This is a genomic window from Stenotrophomonas sp. STEN056, assembly GCF_056759635.1.
Map to the genome: position 1 here is coordinate 36,275 of NZ_JBRRDL010000020.1, position 17,745 is coordinate 54,019.

17 protein-coding genes and 1 tRNA gene are annotated in these 17,745 nt (G+C 65.0%); 9 read left to right on the forward strand and 9 right to left on the reverse strand.

Annotation, left to right across the window (positions count from 1 at the left end; genetic code table 11):
• Window positions 1-1,371: a formimidoylglutamate deiminase gene (locus tag ACVOLO_RS11800; protein WP_481570487.1), complete on the forward strand. Its 1,371-nt coding sequence runs from the start codon at window positions 1-3 to the stop codon at window positions 1,369-1,371.
• Window positions 1,372-1,412: 41 nt separating this feature from the next.
• Window positions 1,413-2,141, forward strand: coding sequence for a histidine utilization repressor (hutC, locus tag ACVOLO_RS11805; RefSeq protein WP_481570488.1), 729 nt, complete (start codon window positions 1,413-1,415; stop codon window positions 2,139-2,141).
• Window positions 2,142-2,246: 105 nt separating this feature from the next.
• On the opposite strand, the gene ACVOLO_RS11810 is transcribed toward hutC, so the two are convergent.
• The 4 genes from ACVOLO_RS11810 to ACVOLO_RS11825 form a co-directional block, all read right to left on the reverse strand.
• Complete coding sequence (locus ACVOLO_RS11810) at window positions 2,247-3,251, reverse strand: restriction endonuclease (protein WP_481570489.1); 1,005 nt, start codon at window positions 3,249-3,251, stop codon at window positions 2,247-2,249.
• A gap of 101 nt (window positions 3,252-3,352) precedes the next feature.
• Window positions 3,353-4,159, reverse strand: coding sequence for a YggS family pyridoxal phosphate-dependent enzyme (locus ACVOLO_RS11815; RefSeq protein WP_481570490.1), 807 nt, complete (start codon window positions 4,157-4,159; stop codon window positions 3,353-3,355).
• Between the two features lie 139 nt (window positions 4,160-4,298).
• Complete coding sequence (locus ACVOLO_RS11820; protein ID WP_481570491.1) at window positions 4,299-4,766, reverse strand: phasin family protein; 468 nt, start codon at window positions 4,764-4,766, stop codon at window positions 4,299-4,301.
• 82 nt (window positions 4,767-4,848) lie between these two features.
• Window positions 4,849-5,124, reverse strand: a complete 276-nt coding sequence (locus ACVOLO_RS11825; RefSeq protein ID WP_481570492.1) for a polyhydroxyalkanoic acid system family protein — start codon at window positions 5,122-5,124, stop codon at window positions 4,849-4,851.
• A gap of 116 nt (window positions 5,125-5,240) precedes the next feature.
• On the opposite strand from ACVOLO_RS11825, the gene ACVOLO_RS11830 reads away from it, so the two are divergent.
• The 4 genes from ACVOLO_RS11830 (at window position 5,241) to aroA (ending at window position 9,956) form a co-directional block, all read left to right on the forward strand.
• A complete protein-coding gene (locus ACVOLO_RS11830; protein WP_481570493.1) occupies window positions 5,241-6,044 on the forward strand; it encodes an FHA domain-containing protein in 804 nt (267 codons plus the stop codon).
• Between the two features lie 131 nt (window positions 6,045-6,175).
• Complete coding sequence (serC, locus tag ACVOLO_RS11835) at window positions 6,176-7,261, forward strand: 3-phosphoserine/phosphohydroxythreonine transaminase (protein ID WP_481570494.1); 1,086 nt, start codon at window positions 6,176-6,178, stop codon at window positions 7,259-7,261.
• A 53-nt stretch (window positions 7,262-7,314) separates the two neighbouring features.
• Entirely contained in the window at window positions 7,315-8,499 is a 1,185-nt protein-coding gene (pheA, locus tag ACVOLO_RS11840; protein ID WP_481570495.1) for a prephenate dehydratase, read from the forward strand.
• Between the two features lie 143 nt (window positions 8,500-8,642).
• Window positions 8,643-9,956: a 3-phosphoshikimate 1-carboxyvinyltransferase gene (gene aroA, locus ACVOLO_RS11845; protein ID WP_481570496.1), complete on the forward strand. Its 1,314-nt coding sequence runs from the start codon at window positions 8,643-8,645 to the stop codon at window positions 9,954-9,956.
• Here the strand turns inward: aroA and ACVOLO_RS11850 are convergent.
• Both ACVOLO_RS11850 and ACVOLO_RS11855 read right to left on the reverse strand, forming a co-directional pair.
• Window positions 9,940-10,446, reverse strand: a complete 507-nt coding sequence (locus ACVOLO_RS11850) for an energy transducer TonB (protein ID WP_481570497.1) — start codon at window positions 10,444-10,446, stop codon at window positions 9,940-9,942. The two genes, aroA and ACVOLO_RS11850, sit on opposite strands and share 17 nt — an antisense overlap.
• A gap of 99 nt (window positions 10,447-10,545) precedes the next feature.
• Complete coding sequence (locus ACVOLO_RS11855) at window positions 10,546-11,193, reverse strand: energy transducer TonB (protein WP_481570498.1); 648 nt, start codon at window positions 11,191-11,193, stop codon at window positions 10,546-10,548.
• 110 nt (window positions 11,194-11,303) lie between these two features.
• Here ACVOLO_RS11855 and serS point away from each other — a divergent pair, with 110 nt between their 5' ends.
• The 3 genes from serS (at window position 11,304) to ACVOLO_RS11870 (ending at window position 13,953) form a co-directional block, all read left to right on the forward strand.
• Window positions 11,304-12,581 carry a serine--tRNA ligase gene (gene serS / locus ACVOLO_RS11860; protein WP_481570499.1) on the forward strand — a complete coding sequence of 426 codons (1,278 nt, stop codon included), beginning with the start codon at window positions 11,304-11,306 and terminating at the stop codon, window positions 12,579-12,581.
• A 220-nt stretch (window positions 12,582-12,801) separates the two neighbouring features.
• Window positions 12,802-13,794, forward strand: coding sequence for a LysR substrate-binding domain-containing protein (locus tag ACVOLO_RS11865; protein WP_481570525.1), 993 nt, complete (start codon window positions 12,802-12,804; stop codon window positions 13,792-13,794).
• A 69-nt stretch (window positions 13,795-13,863) separates the two neighbouring features.
• Window positions 13,864-13,953 (forward strand) — tRNA-Ser (locus ACVOLO_RS11870).
• A gap of 97 nt (window positions 13,954-14,050) precedes the next feature.
• Here ACVOLO_RS11870 and ACVOLO_RS11875 read toward each other — a convergent pair.
• The 3 genes from ACVOLO_RS11875 to ACVOLO_RS11885 all read right to left on the reverse strand — a co-directional run bounded on the left by ACVOLO_RS11875 (window position 14,051) and on the right by ACVOLO_RS11885 (window position 17,407).
• Complete coding sequence (locus tag ACVOLO_RS11875) at window positions 14,051-16,171, reverse strand: putative bifunctional diguanylate cyclase/phosphodiesterase (protein WP_481570501.1); 2,121 nt, start codon at window positions 16,169-16,171, stop codon at window positions 14,051-14,053.
• 167 nt (window positions 16,172-16,338) lie between these two features.
• Window positions 16,339-17,130, reverse strand: coding sequence for a flagellar biosynthetic protein FliR (fliR, locus tag ACVOLO_RS11880; RefSeq protein WP_481570502.1), 792 nt, complete (start codon window positions 17,128-17,130; stop codon window positions 16,339-16,341).
• 7 nt (window positions 17,131-17,137) lie between these two features.
• Window positions 17,138-17,407, reverse strand: a complete 270-nt coding sequence (locus ACVOLO_RS11885; protein WP_431594216.1) for a flagellar biosynthetic protein FliQ — start codon at window positions 17,405-17,407, stop codon at window positions 17,138-17,140.
• Window positions 17,408-17,745: the final 338 nt, after the last annotated feature.

A 17,745-nucleotide genomic window follows, 5' to 3' on the forward strand; every position in this document is an offset into this window, starting at 1 on the left:
ATGTCTGACAACGCCAGCAAGATGATTCATTTCCACGCCGCCCAAGCGCTGTTGCCCGACGGCTGGGCGCAGGATGTGCGGATTGAAAGCGTGGACGGACGCATCACCGCAGTGACCGCCGGCGTGGCCCGGGAAGCCGGCGATCAGCCGCTGGATGTTGTCGTGGCCGGGCTGGGCAACCTGCACAGCCATGCCTTCCAGCGCGCTATGGCCGGCTTGACCGAAGTGGGCGGGCGCTCGGGCGACAGCTTCTGGAGCTGGCGCGAGCTGATGTACCGCTTCCTGGACCGCATCAATCCGGACGACTTCCAGGCCATTGCCGCCCAGGCCTACATGGAAATGCTGGAAAGCGGCTTTACCCGCGTCGGCGAATTCCACTATCTGCACCACGCCGCCGATGGCAGCCGCTATGCCGACCACGCAGAGATGGCTGGCCGCGTCGCTGCGGCGGCCAATGAATCCGGCCTGGGCCTGACGCTGCTGCCGGTGTTCTACGCGCATTCGGACTTCGGTGGTGCCGCGCCCACGCACGGGCAGCGCCGCTTCCTGCATGACATCGACGGTTTTGCATCGTTGCTTGAGGGCTGCCGCAACGCCTTGTCGAACACGCCCGACGCGGTGCTGGGGCTGGCCCCGCACAGCCTGCGCGCCTGCACCCCGCAGGAGCTGCAGGCATTGGCGGCCATGTCGCCGGGGCCGATCCACATCCACATCGCCGAACAAACCCGCGAAGTTGATGCCTGCCTGGCCTGGAGCGGGCAGCGCCCGGTGGAATGGCTGTATGCCAACGTGGACGTCGATCCGCGCTGGTGCCTGGTGCATGCCACCCATGTCACCGCGCAGGAAGTGACGTCGATGGCCGACAGCGGCGCGGTGGTGGGCCTGTGCCCGATCACTGAAGCCAACCTCGGCGACGGCGTGTTCCCGATGCGTGAGTTTGTCGCTGCCGGGGGGCGTTTCGGTGTCGGTTCGGATTCCAACGTATTGATTGATGCCGCAGAAGAACTGCGCCTGCTCGAATACGGCCAACGGCTGACGCTGCGGGGCCGCAACGTGATCTCGCCGGGCCCGCTTTCCAGCGGCCGCTGGCTGTATCAGCAGGCAGGCGAGGGCGCCGCGCAGGTGCTCGGCGTTGCAGCCGGATTGGCCGTCGGCGCACCAGCGGATCTGCTTGAACTGGACACAGAACATCCTTCGCTGCACGGTCGCCACGGGGATGCATTGCTTGACAGCTGGCTGTTCGCCGCACGTAATGGCGCCCTCCGCAGCGTCTGGCGCAATGGTCGCCAATGGGTGCGTGATGGCCGCCACGTGAACCGCGAAGCGATCACCACGCGCTACCGCGCTGCGTTGGGCCGGATACTGGCCTGACGCATGCGCGCGCCGCGCGCCGTCCCTTCCAGGAACCCCGAGTGAAGAGCAAGAAGGCTCCCACCCTCAATCAACGCATCCGCGGCGAGATCGAAAGCCGCATCCTCAGTGGCGAATGGGCGCCGGGCTATCGCATTCCGTTCGAACACGAACTGATGGCGCAATACGGCTGTTCGCGCATGACCGTGAACAAGGTACTCACCACGCTGGCCGAGAGCGGCATGATCGAGCGCCGGCGTCGTGCCGGTTCATTCGTTGCCCGGCAACCGCCGCACCTGGAACAGGTGGCTTTGGAAATTCCGGATATCCGGGTCGCAGTGAGCGAACGCGGCCACGAATACGGCTATCAATTGCTTGAACGCGCACACCGCAAGGCCAAGGCGGACGTGCCGGAGGAACTGTTGCTGGCCGGCGAGGGCAAGCTGCTGGCAATGCGCTGCCTGCACCTGGCAGACGGCAAGCCTCTGGCGCTGGAACGGCGTTTGATCAACCCCGATGCCGTACCGGAAACGCTGAAGGTGGATTTCTCCCTGCACGCACCGGGCAGCTGGTTGCTGCAGAACGTGTCGTGGACGCGCGGCGAACACCGCATCAGTGCGGTGGCCGTCAATGCCGAAGAAGCGGCCTTGTTGAAGGTGCCGGCAGGCACTGCGTGTCTGGTGATTGACCGCCAGACCTGGCGCGGCGATCAGCAGATCACCTGGGTAAGGCAGAAATTCCTCGGCGACGCCTACGACCTCATCGCCCGTTTTGCGCCCGGTTCACGCTGATAGGGCGTTTGTCGGGATTAGGTATTCGCAGGAGCAGGCTGGCGCAGCCTCTGCCTTTTCCTTTGCGAATCTCCAATCCCGACTCCCGATTCCCGGCAACCAACCTCAATACGTACGGCACTGCCGCCAACGGACCGCTTCTTCAATGCCGGGGCGGGGGTTGAGCTGCACGCGCGCGGTCCGCAGTGCCGGGTAGCGTTCCAGCTCACGGCAGATCAGCGGCCAGACTTCGGCGTCATCGCCGCTGCGCTCCACCGACAGCGTGGAGCGCGTGACCCAGATGCCGCTGACCACGCCCGGGGTGCGCGACAGTGCCTTGGAGACCGCCTGTTGATAGCGCAACAACGTTGCCGGGTCCGGGTCGGCGATCTGGGTATCGGCATTGACCGGCGCTGCGGGCGCCTGGGTCGCGATGCCTGTCGAGGCGGGAGCGGCCGTTTGCTTCGGCGCATGCGCGGTGTTTGCCGCTGCGGCGACAGGCGCGGCACTGGTTGCATCTGATGCGGCTTCGTCAGTCTGCATGGTCAGGTAGCCCATGCCGGCCAGCAGGCCGATGGTCAACGCGGCCAGGGCGGCGATGCCGGTTTGCCGGGCGGCTTCGCGCTGGGCGATGCCGGTGACGCTCTGGCGCATGTCGTCGGACACATAAGGCTTGAGCAGCGGCCACAGATTGCGCTCGTCGAACACCTCGATTGCCTGCTTCTGTGCCTGGCTCAGCCCGTCCCGCTCAACGTGGCCTTCGGTGATGAGCAGGCCGCCGGCAGCGCCGGTCAGTTGCATGGCCGCCGCCAGTTCGTTTACTTCCGGGGCACCAAAACGGTAAGCACGGCCGTGCTTGCAGGACACCAGCCAGCGCTGCCCGTCGTGCTGCAGCAGGAAGTCGCTGCTGGTGCCGCGGTCGGTGTCCTCGCTGTCGGTCAGCGGCAGCAGCTTGCGCTGGTCGGCCATGGCCTGCCGCACGATCTGCGAAAACTCCCGCCAGCGCAGCCCGGCCAATGCGGCCAGGCCGTGCCGGGTTTCGGTTTTCCTGCGCTTGACCAGCCACAGATAGGCCGTCGCCAGGCTCCAGAGAGCCAGCGCCAGGACCAATGCCAGAATCCAGGAGAACATCAAAACTACCCACAACAGAAAATTGGATGGGAAGTTTATCGTTGTTGGCGTGTCTGGACGGTTGTCCGGCGCTGTCTATTTTCTGGATCGGGTTGGCGGTTTCAGCCTGCCGAGGGCGAACTTGGCCAGTAGTGGCTGTCCGGCGTGTCCCGGGCGCCAAAGATCGCCTGGCCGACGCGGACCACGCTTGCACCTTCCTCGATGGCGATCTCGAAATCGCCGGACATGCCCATGGACAGTTCGTCCAGGCCGACGCCGGCCGGGGCGTCCTGGCGCAGGCGGTCGCGCAGTTGGCGCATGCGCACGAAGCAGGCGCGCACGCGCGCGGGCTCGGCCGAGAACAGTGCCAGCGTCATCAGCCCGCGTACCCGCAGGGCGGTGAACTGGGGCATTGCCTGCAGGAACGAAGCCACTTCCTCGGGCGGCAGGCCGAACTTGCTGTCCTCGTCGGAACTGTTCACCTGCACGAAAACGTCCAGTGAGCGGCCTTCAAGCTGCAGCCGGCGGTCCAGGGTTTCGGCCAGGCGCAGGCTGTCCAGGGCCTGGAATTCACTGGCAAAGCGCGCCACCAGCTTGGCCTTGTTGGTCTGCAGGTGGCCGATCACCGACCACTGCAGATCCGTCAGGTCCTGCATCGCCTCCCACTTGTGGTGGGCCTCCTGCACCTTGTTCTCGCCAAGCAGACGGCAGCCGGCCTGGTAGGCCAGGCGGATATGGGCTTCATCCATGGTCTTGCTTACCGGCAACAGGCGAACCTCGGCCGGATCGCGGCCCGCACGCTGGCAGGCGGCGGTGATGCGTTGCTGCACGACCGCAAGGTTGTGGGTGAAATCCTGCACCGATTCGGCGCGCGGATACCGCCCGTGCTGGTCGTGACGGGTGGCGGTTTCTGAAGACGTGAGGGTCATGGCAGTTCTCTTCCCGGCGGGGTATTAAACGCCAGACGCAAAAAACCCGCCATCCGGAGCCGTGAGGGGAGGGAGACAAACGGCGCGGTACTGCTGGCGGGTGCAGGGATTCTTGCTCAGTCCATGCTGCTTTGCAACATCAGTGTTCTTCAGGATGCGCTGACGTGTGGGAGGCTCGGCTTTCGGCCCGGCTCAGCCGCCGGTTGAGGGCATCGAGGCGCTCGTTGAGGGCCTCGATGTCCGAGCGGCTGGGAATATCCATCCGCCGCAGCACGCGGTGCACGCTGTCATCGATGCTCTTTTCCACCCGGTCCCAGGTGCCTGCCGCACGGTCGCGTGCCTGCCCAAGCGTGTTTTCCACGGTGTCGCGCAGGCTCACGCCCTCCGCCGATTCCTCGCGCGAGCGGGTTTCGGCGGTTTCGCCTTCCTTGACCAGTGATTCAAACAACCGGCTGCCTTCGCTCTGTGCACGTGCCAACGCGCCCAAGCCCGCAAGCCAGACCTGCTGGGCGGAATGCGTCACCTTGCGGCTCAGGCGCTCGGCCTGGTCCTGCAGGCGGGGACCGCCGCCACTGTCGTCCCCGGTACGGTGTTCATGTGAGTTCATTACGGTGCTCCTGAGTCCGAGTATCCAAAACCCGGGACCACCGTAACCGCCGGCCTGCCAGTGCGGCGTGACGGGGCCCGGTTCAGCCCAGCTTTTCAGTCAGCACGCGTTGGATTTCCGATTCGACCATGCCCTTCATCGCCGAGAGCAGGAAACCCAGCTGCGCCTTGACCCGCACCGCGCCGGGCAGCAGCTCGATGGCGCCTTCCACGCCCGAGCGGGTGAAGTGCAGCACCTGGCCTTCCCAGCGGGTGGTGACGTCAAAGCGCTCCTGCAGTTTTTCAGCAACCTCGCCGATGGCGCTGCGGGCCTTGTCGTCGGACAGGGAGTGGGCGTGTTTGATGTCGATGCTGGACATGGTGGTTCCTGCGTGCTGCCTGAAGAATGGGTGCGGCATTGTGGGGAGGTTCGCGTTGCACTCCAAGCCCTGCTGACATCTTCTGAATGATCCGGTGACCTGCTAGGCTGCCGCGGGTGCACACTTTGCAAGTCCATTTCAGCAATCGTCAGCAGCCCGACCAGCCGATTCGGCCGGGCGTCCAGCGCATCGTGCGCCATGCATCGGGCCAGGTCCGGCTGGGTGATGACAGTGTCGGCCCCATGCTGCTGGCGCAGTTCTGCTCGGACCAGCGCGGCGTCTGGCTGCAGGTTGCCAGCGGCATTCGCGGCATCCATGTAAACGGCCGGCCAGTACGGCGCATGGCCCTGCTGCGGGCGGGGGATTCGGTCTACGCCGATGGCGCGGAGATGCTGCTTCGGGGTAGTTGTGAGCAGCTGTCGCACCCGCCCGAACCGGCAACCGGGCAGGTCGAGGACCTGCGAGTGCTGTTGCGTGGCGTGGGTGGCCGCCATCACGGGCGCAGTTTCACGCTTGAACAACCACGCACGGTCGGCAGCGAGCCGGGCAGCGACATCATCATCGACGACCCGGCGTTTGCCGGTGCCCATGCGCGGTTCGAGCGGCATGGCGAAAAGGTGCTGCTGCGTGACCTGGGCTCGGCCGAGGGCACGACGGTCAATGGCGTGCTCTGCCGGCATTGCTGGCTGCAGGCCGGCGACCAGGTTGTCTTTGAAGGCAGCCATCGTTTCGTGGTGGAGATGCCACTGGGGCAGGCCGTGACACACCCGGCCTTCGCCGCCGAGGAGACGCCCGTGGCCCCGGAGTCGGACGCCGCGCCGCCGAAACCGCCGCGTTCACGGCGCTGGCCGTGGCTGCTGCTCAGTGCGCTGCTGCTGGGGGCGGCAATCAGCGCCCTGTTGCTGTTCGGCACGCGCTGATCTTCCTGCCCTGGGTTCCCGCATCCGGCGGGCAATCGTGCTCGCCCCGATGGGTGCAGATGCAACTTTTTCCAGTTCCCCAAAGGCTGTTGCGCTGCGGCATACTAGGCGTTCTGCCTTAAAGGTGTGATATGACGCGCGCATTCAATTTCAGTGCCGGCCCTGCAACGCTGCCGGAACAGGTTCTCCGCCAGGCGCAGGAGGAAATGTTGGAATGGAATGGCGTTGGCGCGTCCATTGTCGAGATAAGCCACCGCAGCGCGGATTTCATGGCTGTCGCGGCACAGGCCGAAGCCGACCTGCGCCGTCTGGTCGGCATTCCGGATGACTACGCCGTGCTGTTCCTCGGCGGCGGCGCCACCACCCAGCAGGCATTGCTGCCGCTGAACTTCGCCACCCCCGGCCAGCGGGCCGACTACGTGGTCACCGGCCACTGGGGCAAGACCGCGGTCAAGCAGGCCAAGCCCTATGTGGATGCCCACATTGCCGCCAGCGGCGAGGCCGGTGGTTTCCGTGACATTCCGCCGGTGGCGCAGTGGCAGTTGTCCAAGGACGCGGCCTATGTGCACATCACCGCCAACGAAACCATCCACGGCATTGAGTTCCGTGATACGCCGGATGTAGGCGATGTGCCGCTGATCGGCGATTTCAGTTCGTCGATAGCGTCCGAGCCGATCGATGTCTCACGCTACGGCGTGATCTATGCCGGCGCGCAGAAGAACCTCGGCCCGGTCGGCATTGCGGTAACCATCATCCGCCGCGACCTGCTGGAACGCGCGGGCCAGCCGCGCGCGGATATCTTCGACTACCGCTCGCATGTCGCACGCGATTCCATGCTCAACACGCCGCCGACCTGGAACTGGTATCTGGCAGGCTTGATGTTCAAGTGGATGCTGGCGCAGGGCGGCGTAGAAGCGTTTGCCAAGCTGAGCCAGGCCAAGTCGTCGCTGGTGTATGACGCCATCGACAGTTCGGGCGGCTTCTATCGCAACGACGTGGCGTCGTCCGTGCGGTCGCGGATGAACATCCCGTTCTTCCTGCCCGATGACACGCTCAATGCACGCTTTGTCAGTGAGTCCAAGAGTGCCGGCTTGCTGGCCTTGAAGGGCCACGCGGCGGTCGGCGGCATCCGTGCCTCCCTGTACAACGCCATGCCGCTGGAAGGCGCGCAGGCGCTGGCGGCATTCATGCGTGATTTCCAGCAGCGCAACGGCTGATCCACTTTTTTACGCCGTGCGCCTGGCGCCGGCCTGCAACAGGTAGAAAACCCATGGCATCCAAGCCACCGAAGACTCCAGCCAAGGCGAAACCGGCGCCGGTCAAGAAGGCCGCGAAGAAGGCGGCTGCCAAGCAAGATGCCGTCCTGCCCGTGGCAAAGCCCGTGCTGGCCGACGTGCGTGCCAAGATCGATCAGATCGACCGCAGCATCCAGGAACTGATCGCCGAGCGCGCGCAGTTTGCCCATCAGGTCGGCAAGGCCAAGGGCAAGCTGGCCGCTGCAGTGGATTACTACCGCCCGGAGCGCGAAGCACAGGTGCTGCGCATGGTGGTGGACCGCAACGAGGGCCCGCTCAGTGACGAAGTGCTGGTGCATGTGTACCGCGAGATCATGTCCGCGTGCCTGGCCCAGCAGGAGCCACTGAAGATTGGTTACCTCGGCCCGGAAGGCACCTTCAGCCAGCAGGCCGTGCTCAAGCACTTTGGCCGCTCGGCGATGGGCCTGCCGATGGCGAGCATCGAGGAAGTGTTCCAGGAAGTGGAAGCCGGCAACGCCGATTTTGGTGTGGTGCCGGTGGAGAACTCGGGGCAGGGCACCATCCAGATCACCCTGGATATGTTCCTCACCTCCAACCTCAAGATCTGCGGCGAAGTGGAACTGCGCGTGCAGCAGTTCCTGATGTCGCGCAGTGGCCGCCTGGAGGACATCGAGCGCATCTACGCGCACCCGCAGTCGTTCATGCAGACCTCGGCCTGGCTGCGCGCCAACCTGCCGAAAGCCGAGAAGATTCCGGTTTCCAGCAACGCCGAAGGCGCGCGTCGCGCGCGCAATGCCGACGACGCGGCGGCCATCGGCGGCGAGAGCGCTGGCCATGTGTACGGGTTGAAGAAGGTTGTCACCAAGCCGATCCAGAACGACGCCGACAACACCACGCGCTTTTTGGTGATCGGCCGCCAGCTGTTCCCTTCGTCGGGCCATGACCGCACCTCGGTGCTGGTGTTCATCCACGACAAGCCGGGTGCATTGTTCGATGTGCTCAGCCCGTTCGCGCGCCACGGCATCAGCATGAACCGCATTGAGTCGCGGCCGTCGCACCAGGCCAAGTGGGAATACGGCTTCTTCATCGACCTGGCCGGCCACATCGAAGACGAATCGATGCAGGCCGCACTGGCCGAGCTCAAGTCACATTCGGCGCAGATCAAGGTGCTCGGCTCCTATCCGGTCGCCGTGCCCTGACAGGTGCGCAGTTCCTTCCCCCGCGAGCGGGGGAAGGTGCCCGAAGGGTGGATGGGGGCGCTTTTCCCTCAGTTGCCCAGCTACTTGCACATTCTTTCTTCCGCCGCCTTTGCGGAAGGAACACAGCAGATCAGAGAGACCGCATGACCGCCCAGCCCTACTGGATCGCACACAAAGGTTCCGCCCTGCAGGGCACGTTGACCATTCCCGGCGACAAGTCGGTCTCGCACCGCGCGGTGATGTTCGCCGCCCTGGCCGATGGCGTGTCGCATATCGACGGCTTTCTGGAAGGCGAGGACACCCGCGCCACCGCCCACATCTTTGAACAGATGGGCGTGCGTTTTGAAACGCCGTCGGCATCGCAGCGCATCGTGCATGGCGTCGGCGTGGACGGCCTGAAGCCACCGCAGGGCGAGCTGGATTGCGGCAACGCCGGCACCGGCATGCGTTTGCTGGCTGGCCTGCTGGCCGCCCAACCGTTCGATACCACACTGGTCGGTGATGAATCGCTGAGCAAGCGCCCGATGCGCCGCGTCACTGGCCCGCTGGCGCAGATGGGCGCGCGTATCGACACGCAGGAAGACGGCACGCCACCGCTGCACATCCACGGCGGCCAGCCGCTGCAGGGCATCGATTACGAACTGCCGGTGGCCAGTGCGCAGGTGAAGTCGGCGGTGTTGCTGGCCGGCTTGTACGCGCAGGGGAAAACCAGTGTGGTCGAACCGCACCCGACCCGCGATTACACCGAGCGCATGCTGCGTGCATTCGGCGTCGAGATTGATTTCGAGCCGGGCAAGGCGCGCCTGCGCGGCGGTCAGCGTCTGAGTGCAACCGACATTTCGGTGCCGGCGGATTTCTCGTCTTCGGCATTCTTCATCGTTGCCGCCAGCATCATTCCGGGCTCGGAAGTGCGGCTGCGTTCGGTCGGCCTGAACCCGCGCCGCACCGGCCTGCTGACGGCGCTGCGGCTGATGGGCGCGGACATCAGCGAAGAAAACCACGCCGAGCACGGCGGCGAAGCGGTCGCCGACCTGGTAGTGCGCTATGCGCCGCTCAAGGGCGCGCAGATCCCCGAGCACGTGGTGCCGGACATGATCGACGAGTTCCCAGCGTTGTTCGTTGCCGCGGCCGCGGCACAAGGGCAGACCGTGGTGCGCGGCGCCGCCGAACTGCGGGTCAAGGAGTCAGACCGCCTGGCGGCGATGGCCACCGGCCTGCGCACACTGGGCCTGCGCGTGGACGAAACCGAGGACGGCGCGACCATCTTCGGCGGTCCGCTGGGCAGCGGCACGATTGAAAGCCATGGCGACCACCGCATTTCGATGGCGTTCGCCATTGCCGGGCAGTTGAGCACGGGCGAAGTGCGCATCAACGACGTTGCCAACGTCGCAACCTCATTCCCCGGTTTCGACACGCTGGCCAGCGGTGCAGGTTTCGGGCTCAACGCCCGGCCCTGAACTCCACCGGCACCAGCACGACGCTGGGTACCGCCTGGCCATCACGCATGGCCGGGCGGAAGCGCCACTGGCGCAGCGCAGCCGTGACGGCCTCATCCAAGCGCGGATCCGAAGCACCTTCGCGCGCGACGATGGTCAGCCCGCTGACCTGGCCTTGGCTGTCAATCTGCAACCGCGCGATGACATCGCCTTCAATGCCTGTCTGGAGCACGTCGCTCGGATAATCCGGCAGCGGGTTGCCCGGCAGCGGCTCGGCGTCGCCATCGGCCAGCGGTGTGGCTGCAACGGGCGCGGGCTTGATGGCCACGGCGGCAGGTGCGGGAACGGGTTCGGCGATGGCCCTGCTGAGTGGTTGCGCGCTTTGCCGGGCAATCAACAAGGTGCCGATCAGCAGCGATGCCGCCAGCAGCGCCCACAGCCAACCCGCCACCGTGCCGGAATGTGACGTGGTGGTACTGGCGCTGGCTTGATCGTGGGGGACGCTGGACATGGACTTGGCTGCCTTGCAGGTTCTGCAATGGGGCAAGTCTGGGAGTGACGGGGTGACCTGCGGCTAAATCCGGCAGGCACCCGAAGACGAAGGTTCAGCTTACTGAGCGGGTTTGAAATCAAACGGGATTTCGAGCGTGCCCTGCATTGGCTGGCCATTGCTCTGCGCAGGCTGGAAACGCCAGCCGCGCACTGCTTCCAGCGCGGCCCGGTCCAGGTCGCGCGAACCGCTGCGCTGGATCACCTTGGCATCCAGGGGCTGGCCGCTGGCATCCACCAGAACCTGCACCACCACGGTGCCGCTTTCGCCGCGGCGCAGGGCGGCAGGTGGGTAACTGGGGGCAGGGCTCTGGCCGGGCAGGGGAACCGGGCGATCGGTTGCTGCGGCGGCAACCGGGGCAGGTGCCGGTGTGGGAACAGGTGCTTCTTGTTCAGCGATGGGGGCCGGCGGCGGAGGCGTGGTTTCCACCAGTTCGGGTTTTTCCTCGATAACCTCGGGGCGTGCGTCGGGCATGTCGCTGGCGCCGGCACTGGCCGGCAGCGGGGCAGGCAATGGCGTGACCTCGGCGGTGGCGGCCTGCGGCTCGGCCGGCCCGGCGCGGTAGAAATCGTTGTTGCGGCGCGCGTTGAGCCAGACCACCAGGAACAGCAGCAAGCCCACGCCAAATGCGATGCCGGCGATTTTCAGGGCGTTGCGGGGCAGCTGGAAGGTGATGTTCTGGTCGGAGCGGGTGCGTGATGCGGACATGGGCTGGACCGGATTGAACAGGGCGATTCTTGCACAACAATACCGATGCGCGGCAGAAAGTCGCGGTTCGCGCGATAATCTCCGTTCAACTCCGTACACAGTGCCTGCCCATGCTTGACCCAGCCCTTCTTCGCCAGCAGCCCGCCGAACTTGCCCAACGCCTGCGTGAAACCCGCGGTTATGCGCTTGATGTGGCCGCCTTCGAATCTCTCGAAGCCGATCGCAAGCGCATCCAGGTGCGTACCCAGGAACTGCAGAGCCTGCGCAACAGCCGCTCCAAGGCGATTGGTTTTGCCAAGGCCAAGGGCGAGGACGTGTCGGCGATCATGGCCGAGGTTGCAGCATTCGCCGACGAGCTGAAGGCCTCCGAGGCCCAGCTGGACGTGCTGCGTGAAAAGATCGACGTGCTGTCGATGGGCATCCCGAACCTGCCCGCGGCCGACGTACCGGCAGGCAAGGACGAGAGCGAGAACGTCGAACAGCTGCGCTGGGGCACCCCGCGTGAGTTCGATTTCGCGGTGCTCGATCACGTGGAACTGGGCGCGCGCAACGGTGGGCTGGATGCCGAGACCGCGGCCAAGTTGTCCGGCGCCCGCTTCACAGTACTGCGCGGCCAGATTGCGCGCCTGCATCGTGCGTTGGGACAGTTCATGCTCAACCTGCACAGCAACGAGCACGGCTACGAAGAAACGAACGTGCCGGTGCTGGTCAATGCCGATTCGCTGCGCGGTACCGGCCAGTTGCCCAAGTTCGAGGAAGACCTGTTCAAGACCGCGCTGGGGGAATCCACGCGTTACCTGATCCCGACCTCGGAAGTGCCGCTGACCAACATCGTGCGCGACGAGATCGTCGACGCCGAGCGCCTGCCGTTGCGCATGACCGCCCATTCGATGTGCTTCCGTTCCGAAGCGGGCAGCGGCGGTCGCGACGTGCGCGGCATGATCCGCCAGCATCAGTTCGAGAAAGTGGAACTGGTCAGCGTGTGTGCCGCCGAAGACAGCGAGGCCGAACACCAGCGTATGACCCAATGCGCCGAAACCGTGCTGCAGAAGCTCGGCCTGCCGTACCGCAAGGTGCTGTTGTGCACCGGCGACATGGGCTTTGCCGCGATCAAGACCTACGACCTGGAAGTGTGGTTGCCGTCGCAGCAGACCTATCGCGAGATTTCTTCGTGCTCCAACTGCGGCGACTTCCAGGCGCGCCGCATGCAGGCACGCTGGCGCCATCCGGGCGGCAAGCCGGAGCTGCTGCATACGCTCAACGGCTCGGGCGTGGCGGTGGGCCGGGCAATGATCGCAGTGATGGAGAACTACCAGAACGCCGATGGCTCGATCACCATTCCCGAGGTGCTGCGCCCCTACATGGGCGGCGCAGAGCGCATCGGCTGAGCCACTTCGCGCAAATGTACGTGTACCGGAAAGCCCGCAGCGATGCGGGCTTTTTCGTGGGCGGGGCGGAGAGGCGGGAGAAGCGATTGAACCGTAAGAATTTTCTGGCGGCTGAGCGGATTAGCGGCTGTTCTTAAACAGGACTGTTTGCAGCCTGATTTGTAAAAGCAGAACAAAGGTGATTGAATTCACCGGCTCGTTCCATTTCTGGGATCAATCCATGCAGGACCTCAACGACCTCTACTACTTTGCGATGGTGGTGGACCATGGCGGTTTTGCTGCCGCAGAACGCGCACTGGGCATCCCCAAGTCACGCCTGAGCCGGCGCATCAGTCAGCTGGAAACCGAACTGGGCGTGCGCCTGCTGCAGCGCTCCACCCGCCGCTTCGCGGTGACGGATGTGGGCATGAGTGTCCACCGGCATGCGCAGACGATGCTGTCCGAGGCGCAGGCCGCGCGGGAAGTGGTGGACAGGCTGAGTGCGGAACCGCGTGGCCTGGTGCGCGCGAGCGTGCCGGTCTCGCTGGCACAGATGCAGCTGCCGAAACTGTTGCCCAAGTTCCTTGCGCAGTACCCCAAGGTGCGCCTGCAACTGGCCATCACCAACCGCCGCGTGGACATCATCAACGAGGGCTACGACGTTGCCCTGCGTGTGCGCTCCCGGCTCGATGACGACGGCAGCCTGGTGATGCGCAGTTTCGGCCAGGTGCAGGAATTGCTGGTTGCCAGCCCTGCTTACCTGGAGCGGGCCGGCCGCCCCGCCAGCCCGGAAGACCTGTCCAATCACGTCACCTTGAGCATCAGCGAGGACGAAGCTCGGCAGCGTTGGGAACTGCACGGCCCCGGTGGGGAAGTGCGGCGGGTGGATCTGCAGCCGCGCGTGGCCGGCTTCGATTTCCCCTTGCTGCAGTCGATGGTCAAGGACGGCTTCGGCATCACTATGCTGCCGGAAACCATCTGTGCCGAGGCCGTGCGCAACGGTGAGTTGGAAGTGGTTTTGCCGGATTGGTCGCTGCCGCAGGGCATTTGCCATGCGGTGTTTGCCTCCCGGCGCGGGCTGTTGCCGGCGGTGCGCGTGTTCATTGATTTCCTGGCCGAGCACCTGCCGCCGGAACTGGAAGCGTCCCGCTTGGACTGCGGTGGTGCCTGCGAGCGGGCCAAGGAAAAGATCCGCGCCTCCACCATGGGTGCGCTCGCCATCGAGACGGGTTGAGCAAAACACGCGCAGGCGTGCGAGAATGCGCGCCCGGACACGCTGCTGCTGGCCGGGCTGAAGCACAAAGGACAGATGGCCGAGCGGTTGAAGGCACCGGTCTTGAAAACCGGCGAAGGGTTAAACCTTCCGTGGGTTCGAATCCCACTCTGTCCGCCATGCTGCAAAAAAAAACCGCTGATTCCAGCGGTTTTTTTTTTGCCCAGAAGTTGGCGCCATGCCCGGGCGTACTGCGCTTGCCCGGGTTTGGCCGCACTCACTCCTGCATGTTCTGGAACGAAGACAACCGTGCGTCCAGTGCGGCCTGGCGGGCGCCGCCGCCATACAGGCGGATGAAGCTCTCCGCGCTTACGGCACGGCCCAGCAGGGCGCCTTGAAGCTGGTCGCAGCCGAGCCGTTCGACATAGGCGCGTTGTGCCGCGTTCTCGATGCCGGCAGCGACCACGGACAGGTTCAGCGCATGGCCCAGGGCAACGATGGCCGAGACGATCACCACGTCTTCGTCGCTTTCTTCCAGGGTCAGTACGAAGGCCCGGTCGATCTTGATCTCAGTCGCCGGCAGCCGTTTGAGGTGCAGCAGGCTGGAGACGCCGGTGCCGAAGTTGTCGATGGAGATACCGACGCCGAGCGCGGCGACATTGCGCAGCACCGCGATGGTGCTTTCGGTGTCACGCATCATCGCGCTTTCGCTGACCTCCAGGATCAGGCGCGCCGGCTCCAGCTCGTTGCGCTCCAGGGTGCTGCGAACGTCGTCCAGCAATTGCTGCGAACCCAATTGGCGATCGGACACGTTCACCGAAATGACCCAGTGGCGGTGGCCGGCGTCCTGCCAACTGCGCATCTGGCGGCAGGCTTCGTCCATCACCCAACTGCCCAGTACGCCCATCAATGCATTCTGCTCGGCCAGGCGGATGATCCGCTCGCTGGGTACATAACCATGCTCGGGATGACGCCAACGGATCAGGGCCTCGGCACCGCTGACCTGGCCACTTTCGGCATGCACCCGTGGCTGGTAATGCAATGACAGCTGTGGCGTGCCGATGGCCTTGCGCAGGTCTTCGAGCAGGTGCCGGTCCTGTTCGACGTTGTCGTTCATCCAGTCGGCAAACACGGTATGCGTGTTGTGGCTGGCCTGCTTGGCATAGCGCATGGCGGTTTCGGCCATGGCAATGAGCTGTGCGGCGGAGTTGCCGTGCTCCGGATGCAGGGCCATGCCCAGGCTGCCGGTGATACGCATGTCACGGCCACCGCCACGCGCGGAATTGACCGCCTGGATGATGCGCTCGGCATAGGCGGCGATGTCCTTGTCGGCGTTGACCGTGGTGGCGATGACGAACTGGTCACCCCCCAGGCGGCCAACGAGGTCTTCCAGCGGAAGCATCTGCCGCAGCCGCTCGGCGATGTCCATCAGCACGGCATCCCCGACAGGGGAGCCAAACGCGCCGTTGATGTGACGGAAGCCGTCCAGGTCGATCGACATCACGGCGAAGGCTTCGCCATCCTGCAACAACTGTTCGATGCGCTCATGCGAGAGCTGACGGTTGGGCAGGCGGGTCAGTGCGTCGTGCTGGCTGGCATGGAACAGCTCCTTGCGGGCATCGTCCAGTGAGGCGGCGAGCATGGAGTTGCGCAGGTGCAGCAGACGCGACTGCATGCGCTGTTCCTGCAGCGAGAAAATCAGCACGATGGCCATCACGCCGACGGTCAGCAGTACCACGCAGGCGGCGAGCCATTCCGTCGGTACACCGCCGCTGGCCGCAGCCCCGCAGACGGCATCGGCCGGGAAGCGCGCGGCGGCCATGCCGGTATAGTGCATGCCGACGATGGCCAGGCCCATCACCACCGAGGCAACCAGGCGCGGCAGCAGCGGATGTTCGACAGTGCGCAGGCGGAAGGCGATGTACAGCGCACTCCACGAGGCCCCCACCGCGATCACGATGGAAAGCACGAACCAGAAGCGGTCATAGTCGATGGCCGGCTGCATGCGCAGCGCCGACATGCCGACGTAGTGCATCCAGGCGATGCCCAGGCCCATCAGCAACGCGCCGAGTGCCAGTCGAAGATGCGGCAAGGTCGGCCGTGACACCAGCCACAATGCAAACAGTGAGGCGGCCACCGCGACCAGCAGTGATTCCAGGGTGAGCCAGAGGTCGTAGCCCAATGGAATGGGCAGCCGGAACGCCAGCATGCCGACAAAGTGCATGGACCAGATGCCGGCCCCCATGGCCACGCCGCCGGCCAGCAGCCAGCGTGCTGCAGTGCGCCGTGATTGGGTCACCGACACGCGCGAGGCCATGTCCAGCGCCGTGAACGAGGCGAGGATGGCAACGAGAATGGATAGCACCACGAACATCGGGTTGTAGCTGCCGACGAGCATCAAACCCCTCCCTTTAGTGTCCGCACCGCATGGCGCCATGCCCCCGCATGGCGAATGACCAATCAATCCGCGCTGGTCTACCGTTGCTGACTATCGCCAGCTAATGCGGTGGCGGCAATAGCCCGCCAACACAATAGGAAAACCGGACGCAGGAGCTGTGGAGTACATCACATTGTTACCCCGCGTGCTGCGTCAAACGTGGTATCGAACAAGCGCTGCACCGGCGGGCCCATTTCCCCGGACAACAGGACCAGCAACAACAGCCCCACCAGCAGTGCGACAGGCAGGCCGAGCTGGATGGGGTTGAGCGCCGGCGCGGCACGGGCCAGTACGCCGAAGGCCAGGTTGATGGCCAGCATGGCCACCACCAAGGGCAAGGCCAGCGACAGGGCACCCCGGAATATCTGCAGTGCCAGGGTCGGCGCGATGCTGGCAACGGCATGGGGATCGGGCAGGGTGGCGCCGATCGGCAGCGCCTTGTAGCTGTCCACCAGCAGGGCGATCACCGCCAGGTGGCCGTTGCTGGTGAAAAACAGCAGGCCGAACAGCAGGTAGAACCATTGGCCGATGACGCCCGAGCTTCCCCCGCGCAGGGGGTCGCTCATCTGTGCGAAGGCCAGGCCGGTGCTCTGCGCGATCATCTCGCCGGCCATTGCACCGGCTTCAAAGATCAACCGCAGCAGAAAACCCATGGTGATGCCCACGGCCAGCTCGCGGATGATGGTGATGACGGTTATCGAATCCAGGCCCTGGAACAGGGGTACCGGGGGCAGCACCGGGGCGAGCGCCACCGACAAGGCGACGGCCAGCAGCACGCGGATGCGCGCCGGCACCGCGCGGGTGCCCACCATTGGCATGGCCATCAACATGGCGCCGATGCGCAGCATGATCCACATGGTGTTGCCGATGATGGCGAAGGCCTGCTGGCCGTCGATGACCATCTGGGTGGCCGAATCCATCGCAGGGCTATCCGATCAGGTGGGGTATGCGCTGGAACAGCTGGGTGGTGAACTCGACCAGGTGGCCGATCAGCAAGCTGCCCAGCGCGAACAGGGCGGCGGTGAGGGCGGCGGCCTTGGCGACGAAGGCGATGGTGGGTTCATTAAGCTGCGTGGCCGCCTGGATTACACCGACCACCACGCCGACCACCAGGACGGTCAGCAGCAGGGGGCCGGCAACCCAGAGAGTGGCGACAAGGCCGCCACGCAGTTCGGTAAGGGCAAGTTCGGGGCTCATGCCGGATGGGATGCAAGCTTGGTGCCAAACGATGCCGACGCGTGGCAGAGATTGGGCCCCGTAACCCTCGGCGCGGCTGAACGGCATGGCCGGCGCTGGCGGGGAAATACAGCGGCGTACAACCGGGATACCATCGGACGACTGTCACTATTGACCCACGTTCCTCAAGAGTCCGGAGAGGGCATGTTCGAGGCGCTCACACAAATGGTAGAGGCCGCGCTTAACCATGTTGGCCAAGCTTCCAGCCGCTATGCAGGGCGCATATTGCTGTGCATCCTGCTCGTGATAGCCGTGGGGTGCGCCATATTGCTTAACGCCCGCGGCTAGAAGTGCGCTGT

Coding starts and splice junctions, on each gene's coding strand:
- ACVOLO_RS11800 (WP_481570487.1), top strand. CDS start 1: ATGTCTGACAACGCCAGCAAGATGATTCATTTCCACGCCGCCCAAGCG.
- ACVOLO_RS11810 (WP_481570489.1), bottom strand. CDS start 3,251: ATGTTCTCCTGGATTCTGGCATTGGTCCTGGCGCTGGCTCTCTGGAGC.
- ACVOLO_RS11815 (WP_481570490.1), bottom strand. CDS start 4,159: ATGACCCTCACGTCTTCAGAAACCGCCACCCGTCACGACCAGCACGGG.
- ACVOLO_RS11820 (WP_481570491.1), bottom strand. CDS start 4,766: ATGAACTCACATGAACACCGTACCGGGGACGACAGTGGCGGCGGTCCC.
- ACVOLO_RS11825 (WP_481570492.1), bottom strand. CDS start 5,124: ATGTCCAGCATCGACATCAAACACGCCCACTCCCTGTCCGACGACAAG.
- serC (WP_481570494.1), top strand. CDS start 6,176: ATGACGCGCGCATTCAATTTCAGTGCCGGCCCTGCAACGCTGCCGGAA.
- pheA (WP_481570495.1), top strand. CDS start 7,315: ATGGCATCCAAGCCACCGAAGACTCCAGCCAAGGCGAAACCGGCGCCG.
- aroA (WP_481570496.1), top strand. CDS start 8,643: ATGACCGCCCAGCCCTACTGGATCGCACACAAAGGTTCCGCCCTGCAG.
- ACVOLO_RS11850 (WP_481570497.1), bottom strand. CDS start 10,446: ATGTCCAGCGTCCCCCACGATCAAGCCAGCGCCAGTACCACCACGTCA.
- ACVOLO_RS11855 (WP_481570498.1), bottom strand. CDS start 11,193: ATGTCCGCATCACGCACCCGCTCCGACCAGAACATCACCTTCCAGCTG.
- serS (WP_481570499.1), top strand. CDS start 11,304: ATGCTTGACCCAGCCCTTCTTCGCCAGCAGCCCGCCGAACTTGCCCAA.
- ACVOLO_RS11865 (WP_481570525.1), top strand. CDS start 12,802: ATGCAGGACCTCAACGACCTCTACTACTTTGCGATGGTGGTGGACCAT.
- ACVOLO_RS11875 (WP_481570501.1), bottom strand. CDS start 16,171: ATGCTCGTCGGCAGCTACAACCCGATGTTCGTGGTGCTATCCATTCTC.
- fliR (WP_481570502.1), bottom strand. CDS start 17,130: ATGGATTCGGCCACCCAGATGGTCATCGACGGCCAGCAGGCCTTCGCC.
- ACVOLO_RS11885 (WP_431594216.1), bottom strand. CDS start 17,407: ATGAGCCCCGAACTTGCCCTTACCGAACTGCGTGGCGGCCTTGTCGCC.